Here is an 11,567-nt window from a genome sequence, read left to right on the forward strand (position 1 = left end):
TTAGACTTTTTGAGTTAAACTATTTAAAATGAATAATTATTCAGAAAAATAGTTTAACTCAAAAGGATAATAATATGTGTAAAGATTGCGGTTGTACAATAGCAGGTCAAGAACATCACCACCATCACGACATTCATGAACATGGACTTGTTCATGATCATGACCATCCACATGATAATTTGGCTTTTAGTAATACTCATCAAGCAGCCCATAAAACACTAAATCACAATCCCCAATTAAACGATGCTAAAACAATCTCTGTAATTAAAAAGATTTTAGATAAAAATGACCATGAAGCTTCACATAATAGAACTCATTTTGATTCACATAAGGTTTTAGGAATAAATCTTATGAGTAGTCCTGGAAGTGGTAAAACTACACTTTTAGAAAATATTGCTGATATGGTTGATTTTAAATTTGCAGTTGTTGAGGGTGACTTAGAAACTTCAAAAGATGCAGATAGATTAAAAGCAAAGGGAATAAACGCTGTTCAAATTCAAACAGGAAGTGCTTGTCATCTTGATGCTTTTATGGTTCACAAAGGTTTACATGATATCTCTTTAAATGATGTAGATGTGTGTTTTGTGGAAAATGTAGGAAATCTTGTTTGTCCAGCATCTTATGATGTGGGAACTCATTTAAATATTGTTTTGGTTTCAGTTCCTGAAGGAGAAGATAAAATTGCTAAATATCCTGTGATGTTTAGATGTGCTGATTTAATACTTATTACAAAAACAGATTTACTTCCTTATTTTGAATATGATATAGAAAAAGAAAAAGCAGAAGCTAGAAAACTAAAACCAAATGTAGATATTTTAGAAGTAAATATAAAAGATAAACAATCACTTCAAAATGTAATTGATTGGATTAATTTCAAAAGAAAGATGAGATGATATTTGCAGAATCATTCATAAAATTGTTTTACAAATAATAAATCAAAAGGAAAAAATTGTATGTGTTTATCAATACCATCAAAAATAAAAAGTATAGATAGTGAACTGAACACTTGTGTAGTTGATACAATGGGTGTTGAAAGAAGTGCAAGTTTAGATTTAATAGATCAAGATGTTGTAGTTGGAGATTATGTTTTAATTCATATTGGATTTGCAATGAATAAAATAGACGAAGTTGATGCCCTAGAGTCACTGAAAGTCTACGCTGAAATAATAGAAAAGATGGAAGAGCAAGATAGATTAGATGCTATTGAGCAATCTGATAATTGTCCAAATAGATAGGCTAAAAAATATTATGGAAAAAGTATTACAACTAAAAGATTTATATGATGGTTTTAGAGATGCTAAGGTAATAAAAGCATATAAGAAAATAATAGATGATGATTTAAAAGATTATGATGGGATTATAAATATTATGGAAGTTTGTGGTGGGCACACTCATACTATTATGAAATATGGAATTCCACAACTAATAAATAAAAAAATAAACTTTATACATGGACCGGGATGTCCTGTTTGTGTAATGCCAAAAGAGAGAATCGATAGTGCTTATGAGTTAAGTTTACAAGAAGATGTAATACTTGTAACTCTAGGAGATATGATAAAAGTTCCAGGAAGTAAGGGAAGTTTACAAAATGCAAGAAGCAAAGGGGCTGATGTAAGATTTGTTTATTCACCAATGGAGTGTATAAAAATAGCAAATGAAAATCCAAATAAAACAGTAGTATTTTTTGCAATAGGATTTGAAACTACAACTCCAATGACTTGTGCTTTATTGGAGCAAGTAATAAAACATGATATTACAAATATACTTTTTCATATAAACCATATTACAGTTCCTGAAGTTATGCGTGTACTTGTTCAAAGTAGTGATTGTAAGATTGATGCTTTTTTAGGACCATCACATGTAAGTGTTATTAGTGGAAGTAAGATATATGAAGAGTTCCCAAGGGATTATAATAAACCAGTAGTTGTAAGTGGCTTTGAGCCAGTAGACGTGATGCAATCTCTTTATATGATAGTAAAACAGTTTGTAGAGAAAAGAAGTGATTTAGAAATAGAGTATAAAAGACTTGTTTCATATGATGGAAATCTAAAAGCTCAGGATTTAATAAACAAATACTTCAAAAAAGTTCCTTTTAAATTTAGAGGTATTGGAGAGGTTGAAGATAGTGGTTATGAACTAAAAGATGAATTTGATAAATACAATGCAAAAATAGTATATAAAGAAATATTACCAACAAAAGAAGTAAAAGATAACAAAGCTTGCAGATGCCCAGATATTCTAAAGGGAGTTGCAAAACCACATGATTGTAAAATCTTTGGAACACTATGTACCCCTACAAATCCAATTGGTTCTTGTATGGTTAGCTCAGAGGGTGCATGTAGTGCTTATTATAAATATGGTAATCTTTTATAAAAAAAGTAAACTGCTTTACTTTTTTGAAAGATTACGAGATTTATGATGTTTAATCTTTAGTTTAAACCATAAATGTCTGAGAATCTTTTATAAAGAAAGAATACTGCTTTACTTTTTATAAATTTTAGAAAAAGGTTTTAATATTATGAGTCAAATTATAAGTAAAAAAATAGGTTTTATAGGCGCAGGTGTAATGGGTAAATTTATGATTTTAAATCTAATGAAAAAAGGATTTGAAGTTGAAGTATATGCACGAAATAAAGAAAAAATCAAAGATATATTAGAAGAAGGTGCAATATTTTGTGAAACTATAGAATCTTGTGCAAAAGATAAAGATGTAGTTATAACAATAGTTGGATATCCAAAAGATGTAGAAGAAGTATATTTATCTCAAAAGGGTATTTTAAATAGTGCAAATGAAAATACTTACTTAATAGATATGACAACTACAAGTCCAAAGCTAACAATAGATATTTATAATAAGGCAAAAGAAAAAGGATTAAAATTCTTAGATGCCCCTGTTTCAGGTGGAGATCTTGGAGCTAAAAATGCCACCTTATCTATTATGGTTGGTGGAGATGAAGATAACTTCAATGCTTGTAAAGAAGTTTTTGAAGCTATGGAGACTACGATTATCTATGAGGGTAAAGCAGGAAATGGACAACATACAAAAATGGCAAATCAAGTAGCAATTGCTGGAATAATTGCAGGTATTAGTGAAGCTATTGCTTATGGAAATAAAGTTGGATTAGATATACCTACAATGCTTGCAAGTATTAGTAATGGAGCAGCATCAAGTTGGCAAATGACAAATAATGCTCCTAAAATGAATAAAAGAGATTTTGAGCCAGGCTTTTATATAAAACATATTGTAAAAGATTTAAAAATAGCAAATGAAGAAGTAGCAAATCTAAAAGTACTACAAGATGTTATAGAGATGTATGAAACTTTAGAAAAAAATGGTGATGGCGATTTAGGAACTCAAGCAATTTGTAAATATTATGAGTAAAAAATAAAAGAAAGAACAAGTATAATCCATAATGCAAAACACAATATATGAATATGAAGAGATAAAAGAAGAAAAATATAAAGAGTTAAAAACACATATTATAGATAATTTATCTCTTCATAAATATTTCAAACTTGATTGGAAGACTTTAAATGCTAGACAATATTGTGGAATTTTAAATTTTGATAATCAAGATTTTTATATCTTGCCAAAAATTGCAAATCACAACGATGAACAAAATCTAAATATATTTATTTATATGTTGATGTATGCTTATAATATAAATCTATTAAATAAACAAATAGCCTCTTGCCAAAATCAAAAGCACTCTATTTTAGAAGTTTTTGTTCAAATGTTTGCATCAAATCTTTTGAATGAATTGAAAAAAGGTATATATAAAGAGTATATTACCCAAGAAGATAATCTTCCTGTTTTAAAAGGAAAATATCTAATAAATGAAAATCTAAAATATAACTTCACAAAAAATAAAATTTATTGTGAATATGATGAATTTAGTCCAAATAATAGTCTAAATCAATTTTTTCTATATGCAATAAAATATCTTCAAAAGTTTGTAAAAGATAAGAAGCTTTTAAAACAGTGTGAACTAATATTTGATGAGGTTGAATATAGACAAATAGATATAAATAAATTTGATAGGATTCATTTCAATAGATTAAATCAAAGATTTAAAACCAGCTTTGAAATAGCTATTTTACTTTTGAAACAATCAATTCCACTATTTAGTCAAGATAAAAAATCATTCGCTTTTTTATTTGATATGAATATATTGTTTGAGAAGTTTATAGCTAGAATTGTAAAAGAATTAGATAATAATGCAAAAATACAAAATAGTGATAAGTATGAAGATTTAATATTAAAGCCAGATATAATAATACAAAACCAAATAATAGATACAAAATATAAAAAAATCAAAGCAATAGAAGATATAAAACAAAGTGATAAACTTCAATCCTTTGCTTATGGAGTAAATTATGCAGTTGATAATGTGATGCTTTTGTATCCTAATCATTTGGATGAAATAAAATATGATTTAATTTTGGGAAAATATGATAAAAAAGTAGAGTTAAAAATAAGAAGTATTGATTTGAATTTTAGTGGGAATGATTTTAAAGAGTATATTGATGAAATTAGAAAAAGACGGGAGATAATGTTATGACAGAGCAAGAATTAATAAATATATTAAAAGATATGTATGCAAATGCACAAAATGGTGAAAAAGTTTCTTCCATACATTTATTTGGGATTGAATATGCTGAAGATTTAATAAATAAAGATATTAGAAAAATAGCAATAGAAGCAACTGGAAATGAATCTTATCAAACAGAAATAGCTAAGGGTAAAAAATTAGCTAGTTTATTGAAAAATAAACAACTATTAAAAACTAATAGCTCTAAAGTAATTTTTGAAAATTCTAAATTAAAAACAAAAAATATAATGCTTTATGGTGCTCCAGGTGTTGGGAAAACTCACAACTATAAAAGATTAATTACTATGATAGAAAACGGTAATGATGAGAAAACTATTTTTGATACTATTTCTAGAAATGAAACTACAAATGATTTTGACAATTCGGTTTTTGAAGATATAAAAAAAGAAAAAAGAATAGAGTTTGTAACTTTTCATCAAAGTTATTCCTATGAAGATTTTATAGAGGGATTTCGTCCAAATGAAGATGGAAATATAGAACTTGATAAAAAAGGTGGGATTTTTAAAAGAATATCGGATAAAGCAAAAGAAAATTTTGAAGAATCAAAAAAAGAAACTCTTGAATTAAAAAAAGAAATTATATTTCAGCAAAAGTTAGATAATTTTATTGAGAAACTTGAAAATGAAGTAGAGCAAAATGGATACTATGCAATAACTGAAGCAGCATATATCAGTAGTATTGATAATGATGCTTTTAGATACAACATTAGAAGGGCAAATCCAATTTATAAATATGATTTGAGAATGAAGTTTGAAGATTTATTTGAATTTGAAAAAAATAAAGTATCTACACGACAAGATGTAAAGAAACTTGAAACTATAAACTCTTTAGCAAATCAACATGCAACATATTATTTTAAAGTTTTTAATGAAATTATTTCAGATACTAAAAACATAAAAATTAATGATAATGAAATACAAAAAATAGAACAAAAAAACTTCTATATAGTGATAGACGAAATAAACAGAGGAAATATCTCTAAAATCTTTGGAGAACTTATCACCCTTATAGAAGAAGATAAAAGAGATGCCTATGAAGTAACGCTTCCATATTCAAAAGAAAAATTTAAAATACCATCAAACTTATATATCATAGCTACTATGAACTCAACTGATAAATCTATCGCAACTATTGATATAGCTTTAAGAAGAAGATTTACATTTTTAAAGATGAAGCCAAATTTAGATTTAGTAAAAAATGAAGAAGCAAAAAAACTAATGGAAGATTTAAATGAGCATATTTCAAAAATAATAAATGAAGATTATAAACTTGGGCATAGTTACTTTATGAAGATAAAAGATAAAAATGATTTAAAGTTTGTAAAAGAGTATAAAATCAAACCATTATTAGAAGAGTATTTTTATTGTGATGAAGAAAACTATGAAAAAGCAATAACAATTTTAGGATTAGAAAATGAACCTAATAAACAATAACTTTTATCAAGAAATCAAAGAGTTACTTTATAGTGCAAAAAACAAAGTTTACCAAACTATAAATACAACTATGACACAAACCTATTTTCAAATAGGTAAAAGAATAGTAGAAGAAGAACAAGGTGGAGAGACTAGAGCCGAATATGGAAAGTCTTTATTAAAACTTTTGTCAGTACAACTTACTAATGAATTTGGTAAAGGTTTTTCTGTTGATAATTTAGAAAATATGAGACGATTTTATTTAGCATTTCAAAAATCGGAGACAGTGTCTCGGAAATTTGAGTTAAGCTGGTCACACTATATATTTTTAACAAGAATTGAAAACATTAATGAAAGAAATTTTTATGAAATAGAATCTATTGAAAATCATTGGAGTTTAAGAGAACTTAAAAGGCAGTTTGATAGTGGACTTTTTGAAAGGATTAGTTTAAGTAGTGATAAACAAAAAGTAAAAGAATTATCTTTGAATGGTCAAGTTATTCAAACAGCACAAGATTTGATAAAAGACCCATATATTTTAGAGTTTGTTGGACTTCCTGAACTTAACTCTTATAGTGAAAGTGAACTTGAACAAAAACTTATTGATAAATTAGAACATTTTTTATTAGAACTTGGAAAAGGTTTTACTTTTGTAGCTAGACAAAAAAGAATTACAATAGATGAAAAACACTTTAAAGTTGATTTAGTTTTTTATAATAGGTTATTAAAATCTTTTGTTGTAATTGATTTAAAAATAGGTGAATTAAAACATCAAGATATTGGACAAATGTTAATGTATGTAAACTATTTTGATAGGTTTGAAAAAACTGAAGATGAAAATCAAACAATAGGAATAATACTTTGTAAAGATAAAAGTAAAGCATTAGTTGAATTAACTCTTCCAAAAGATAACAATCAAATATATGCAAGTAAATATTTAACTATTTTACCAAACAAAGAAGAGTTCAAAAAATTATTAGAAGAAGAGTAGGATATACAATCAATGAACATAGAAAAAATAGAACAACGAATACAAAAATTCTCAGATGATAGAAACTGGGAAAGTTTTCATAATCCAAAAAATCTAGTTATGGCATTAACAGGTGAAGTAGGGGAACTAAATGAAATCTTCCAATGGCTAAATTATGAAGAATCACAAAACTTACCTGATGATGTATTAGAGCATACAAAAGAAGAAGTGGCAGACGTGGCTATTTATCTTCTTAGACTTTGTATGAAACTTGACATTAACCTTGAAGATGCCATTATGAATAAGATGACAAAAAATGAAGCAAAATATCCAGTTGAAACATCTTTTGGTGGGAAAAAGAAATACTCAAAGAGTAGGGAAGATAAGTAAATGACCAAAACAATAACACTAGCACATGGAAATGGTGGAGCGGAAAACAATGAACTTATCAAAGAAGTTTTCTATGAAGCTTTTAAAAATGAGATTTTAGAAAAAAGTGAAGATGCTGCAGTTATTCAAAATGGAGAGTTAGCTTTTAGTACAGATAGTTTTACAGTTTCACCACTTTTCTTTAATGGAGCAAATATTGGAAAGCTTGCTATTTGTGGAACTTGTAATGACTTAGCCATGATGGGCGCAAAGCCTAAGTATCTTACTTGTTCAGTGATTATTGAAGAGGGCTTTGAAGTAGAGCAACTAAAAAGAATAGTGGCTTCTATGAAAAAAGAGCTTGAAATAAATGAAGCTATTGTTGTAAGTGGAGATACAAAGGTAGTACCAAGAGGTGCTGTTGATAAGATTTTTATAAATACAACTGGTATTGGAGAGATTTTATACAAAAGTATTAGCTCAAATAATATTAGTGAAAATGATTTAATTTTAGTAAATAGAGATATAGGAGCTCATGGTGCTACTATTTTTGCTGCACGTGAAGGTATGGATATAAACTCAAATCTTAAAAGTGATTGTATTTCTTTATATCCACAAGTAAAAGCCTTGATTGATGCAGGTATTAAAATAACTGCTCTAAGAGATGCCACAAGAGGTGGAGTTAGTGCTGTTTTAAATGAGTGGGCAAAACAATCTGATATTTGTATAGAAGTAGATGAAGAAAAAATTCCTGTGTGTGATGAGGTAAGGGGAATTTGCGAGATGTTAGGTTTTGAAGCTACAAATCTTGCAAATGAGGGGACTTTTGTATTGGCTATTCCTAAAGATGATGTAGTAAAAGCTATTGAAGTTTTACATGGATTCACTGAAGCTTCAAATGCTTGTATTATTGGAAAAGTAACTCAACAATATAATAAAAAAGTAATACTAAATAGTTCATGGGGTACAAAAAGATTTTTAGATACTCCAACAGGTGAACTTCTTCCAAGGATTTGTTAATGGCTTACTTCATAAAATTTAATATTTTCAAAGAAGTATTTTATGCATGAATACTCAATAGTTCAATCACTCCTAGAAAGCTGTGAAGAACACGCCAGAACAAATGAATCTAGTAAAGTTACAAAAGTTGTGGTAAAAATTGGAGTTTTAAGTGGAGTTGAGCCTGATTTACTTCAAACAGCCTTTGATACTTTTAAAGAACAAACTGTTTGTCATGATGCTGTTTTTTTAATAAATCATCAAAAAATAGTCATTGAGTGTTTTGATTGCAATACAAGTTCAACTCTAGAAAAAAATGAATTTTCATGTCCTTCATGTCAAAGCGTAAATATAAAAGTTATAGATGGCGAAGAGATGTTTTTAATGAGTTTAGAGATGGAGTAAATTTTACCAAGATAATTTAGATAATGTTTTATCTTTTTATTTTCTTGATATATCTATAAACAGAAGGCTCAGACATTTGTAATTTATTTGCTACTTCTTGTACTGATCCTCTAATATTAAAAATACCACAATCATTTAATGTGCTTATTATCTCTGTTTTTTCTTCTATTGTCATTCTATTTGGTTCAACATCAAATTGATTTAAAATTTCATCTATTTTATTTACAGTTCCTTCTTGGGAACTTGAATTTAGAGTTTCTTTTATATTACTCAATGCTATAACTTTATCTTCCACATAATTTGGAAGAAGAGAAGTTAAGAATGATAATGATTTTTTTACATCATGATAATCTGAATTCAAACATAATGCACCAACTAGGTTATCTTTTTCATCTCTAATAAAATAAGATGATGAATATAATAACTTATCACCAATTGTTTTAGAACTATAGTTACATATAAACTGCTTATTATCTTTAGCTTCTGTTATCATAAATTTTAATACAACATCAGTTATTGCATCGCCAATTTTTCTATTACTTATATGCCCATTAATAATATGTACTATTGAATGATCATAATTAATTAAGTCATGTATTATTATTTCAGTATTAGTTCCTAATACTTCACCTAAAAAATCAGCAATGGAAATAAATTTTTTGATGTAAGGGTTCAAAAAAGACCTTTTTTATTTATATTTATGGCTAGTATTATAAGTCATAAAATAAAAAAAGTCAATATGATAATAAAAAGTTATCAAAATAATGAAAAATCAAATTGTTTCTATGATAATTTTTTATTATTAGAAAATTAAAAAAGACTATAAATTAGTATTTTTTGTTTATAAATTATACATTAGTTTCAAAATATGCAAGAAAAAATTATCAAATTGTATAGAATATATAATAAAAACTATTTACTTTAATAAAATTTTATTATAAACTTCTTTTAGTAAAAAAATATTATCATTAAGGATTTTAAATGAAAGCGATAAACTCAACAAAAGCACCAAGTGCAATTGGACCATATTCTCAAGCTGTAGATAAAGATGGATTCATATTTGTATCTGGACAATTACCTATTGATGAAACAACAGGTGCCTTTGCTGGTGATGATATAGCTTCTCAAGCTAAACAATCTTTACAAAATATTAAATATATTTTAGAAGAAGCAGGTTTAGAAATGAAAGATATTTCAAAAACTACTATACTATTAAAAAATATTGAAGATTTTGCTATTGTAAATGAAATTTATGGACAATTTTTTACAGCACCATATCCAGCACGTGCAACATATGAAGTAGCAAGATTACCAAAAGATGCTTTGATTGAAATTGAAGCGATAGCAAAAAGATAAAAAATAAATTTATTATAAATATTAACATTAACGGAGAAAAAAGATGAAAAAAGATGTAGTAATCGTAGGTGGTGGGTGTATTGGGCTTATGAGTGCATATTGTTTACAAAAAAGTGGTAGAAGTGTTACTGTAATTGATAAAAATGATATTACAAATGGAACATCTTTTGGAAATGCAGGATTATTATCTGCATTTAAAAAAGCTCCTTTAAGTGCACCAGGAGCGATTCCTGATACTATTAAATTAATGTTAAAAGGTGAATCACCTGCAAGTGTACATCCTACATTGGACTTACATTTATATAAATGGCTTTTAAAATTTGCAGCAAATTCAACAGAAGCCAGATTAAAAAGAACCTTAGCTTTATTTGAAAGATATGGTCAAATTAGTTTAGATATGTATCAATCTATGGTTGAAGATGAAGGGATTGATTTTCACTTTAGAAAAGATGGTTTATTAATGATTTATACTGAGCAAAAAACTTTTGATGCAAAAGCTGCTCATTGTGATGATCCAAATGCCTATGAAATTCTTTCAAAAGAAAAAACAAAAGAGTATATGCCAATTTTAAATGACAAAGTAATTGGTTCAATTCTTTTAAAAGAAAATGGACATATTGACTCAGGTGAAATGATGCTTGCAGTTAAAAAATATTTAGAAGAAAAAGGTGTTGAATTTCTTTTAAATGAAGAAGTTGAAAGATTAGAATTTGAAGGTTCAAAAGTAAGTAAGATTAGAACTTCAAAAGGTACATACGAAGCAGAAACATTTATTCTTTCAACTGGTGCTGATGATAAACTTGCACGTCAAGCAAAAAACAAATTTATGATGACACCTGCAAAAGGTTATAGTTTAACTTTTGAAATGGATGATGCTTTAAAACCTAAAACAACTTCTTTATTTGCAGATTTATTTATAGCTATGACTCCTAGAAGAAATACAGTAAGAATGACTTCAAAACTTGAATTAGGGACAACAGATCCATCAATTGTGAAAAAACAAATTGATAGTATAAATAAAAATTTATCTTTGTATACAAATGAATTTAAAAGAGAAAATGTAGTTGAATGGTCAGGATTTAGACCACTTACTCCAAATGATATTCCAATCTTAGGGTTTGATGAAAACTATAAAAACTTAGTTCACGCTACAGGTTTGGGTTGGCTTGGAATTACATTTGCTCCTTCTATTGGAAAAATCATAAATGATGTGATTACAATAGATAAAAAGAATGAGACAAACGCAGATATTTTATTATTCTCATCATTTTTTCAAGGTTAATATATAAAAGAAAAGTATTTTTTATTATAATTACAATCTTTGATAAACTAGCATTTGCTTTTAGATTAATTTTTAATCATGCTTTTGCTAGTGCAACTAGAATAGATGTCAAAAAAAATTATTTCCAAATTAAAAGCTGGACTTGTTTTAAGTGTAATTTA

Annotated in this window: 13 protein-coding genes; 12 read left to right on the forward strand and 1 reads right to left on the reverse strand. The window is 27.2% G+C overall.

The features are described from left to right. Nucleotides 1–74: 74 nt before the first annotated feature. The 10 genes from hypB (at nt 75) to hypA (ending at nt 8,768) form a co-directional block, all read left to right on the forward strand. Complete coding sequence (hypB, locus tag ABVS04_RS11880) at nt 75–893, forward strand: hydrogenase nickel incorporation protein HypB (protein ID WP_368030947.1); 819 nt, start codon at nt 75–77, stop codon at nt 891–893. Nucleotides 894–953: 60 nt separating this feature from the next. Then, nucleotides 954–1,235 carry a HypC/HybG/HupF family hydrogenase formation chaperone gene (locus ABVS04_RS11885; RefSeq protein ID WP_368030948.1) on the forward strand — a complete coding sequence of 94 codons (282 nt, stop codon included), beginning with the start codon at nt 954–956 and terminating at the stop codon, nt 1,233–1,235. Nucleotides 1,236–1,248: 13 nt separating this feature from the next. Continuing rightward, nucleotides 1,249–2,373 carry a hydrogenase formation protein HypD gene (gene hypD / locus ABVS04_RS11890; protein WP_368030949.1) on the forward strand — a complete coding sequence of 375 codons (1,125 nt, stop codon included), beginning with the start codon at nt 1,249–1,251 and terminating at the stop codon, nt 2,371–2,373. A gap of 145 nt (nt 2,374–2,518) precedes the next feature. Next, the gene (locus ABVS04_RS11895; protein ID WP_368030950.1) at nt 2,519–3,382 is read left to right on the forward strand and encodes an NAD(P)-dependent oxidoreductase; all 864 of its coding nucleotides are present in this window, start codon (nt 2,519–2,521) and stop codon (nt 3,380–3,382) included. Between the two features lie 31 nt (nt 3,383–3,413). Then, on the forward strand, nt 3,414–4,562 hold the full coding sequence (locus ABVS04_RS11900) for an McrC family protein (protein ID WP_368030951.1): 1,149 nt from the start codon (nt 3,414–3,416) through the stop codon (nt 4,560–4,562). Further along, entirely contained in the window at nt 4,559–6,046 is a 1,488-nt protein-coding gene (locus ABVS04_RS11905; protein ID WP_368030952.1) for an McrB family protein, read from the forward strand. Before ABVS04_RS11900 ends, ABVS04_RS11905 begins: the two co-directional genes overlap by 4 nt. Continuing rightward, a complete protein-coding gene (locus ABVS04_RS11910) occupies nt 6,027–7,016 on the forward strand; it encodes a YhcG family protein (RefSeq protein ID WP_368030953.1) in 990 nt (329 codons plus the stop codon). The genes ABVS04_RS11905 and ABVS04_RS11910 overlap by 20 nt, the downstream gene beginning before the upstream one ends. 12 nt (nt 7,017–7,028) lie before the next feature. Then, nucleotides 7,029–7,385: a nucleotide pyrophosphohydrolase gene (locus ABVS04_RS11915; RefSeq protein WP_368030954.1), complete on the forward strand. Its 357-nt coding sequence runs from the start codon at nt 7,029–7,031 to the stop codon at nt 7,383–7,385. After that, nucleotides 7,386–8,384 carry a hydrogenase expression/formation protein HypE gene (hypE, locus tag ABVS04_RS11920; RefSeq protein WP_368030955.1) on the forward strand — a complete coding sequence of 333 codons (999 nt, stop codon included), beginning with the start codon at nt 7,386–7,388 and terminating at the stop codon, nt 8,382–8,384. Nucleotides 8,385–8,426: 42 nt separating this feature from the next. Continuing rightward, a complete protein-coding gene (gene hypA / locus ABVS04_RS11925) occupies nt 8,427–8,768 on the forward strand; it encodes a hydrogenase/urease nickel incorporation protein HypA (protein WP_368030956.1) in 342 nt (113 codons plus the stop codon). A 28-nt stretch (nt 8,769–8,796) separates the two neighbouring features. Here hypA and ABVS04_RS11930 read toward each other — a convergent pair whose 3' ends face one another. After that, nucleotides 8,797–9,444 (reverse strand): transcriptional regulator, encoded by a 648-nt coding sequence (locus ABVS04_RS11930; RefSeq protein ID WP_368030957.1) that lies wholly within the window; start codon nt 9,442–9,444, stop codon nt 8,797–8,799. 305 nt (nt 9,445–9,749) lie between these two features. On the opposite strand from ABVS04_RS11930, the gene ABVS04_RS11935 reads away from it, so the two are divergent. Further along, entirely contained in the window at nt 9,750–10,124 is a 375-nt protein-coding gene (locus tag ABVS04_RS11935; protein WP_368030958.1) for a RidA family protein, read from the forward strand. Between the two features lie 43 nt (nt 10,125–10,167). Beyond that, nucleotides 10,168–11,406: an NAD(P)/FAD-dependent oxidoreductase gene (locus ABVS04_RS11940; protein WP_368030959.1), complete on the forward strand. Its 1,239-nt coding sequence runs from the start codon at nt 10,168–10,170 to the stop codon at nt 11,404–11,406. Nucleotides 11,407–11,567 lie beyond the last annotated feature (161 nt).

Origin of the sequence: Arcobacter sp. s6, from assembly GCF_040884245.1 — a bacterium.
GTDB lineage: Bacteria > Campylobacterota > Campylobacteria > Campylobacterales > Arcobacteraceae > Aliarcobacter.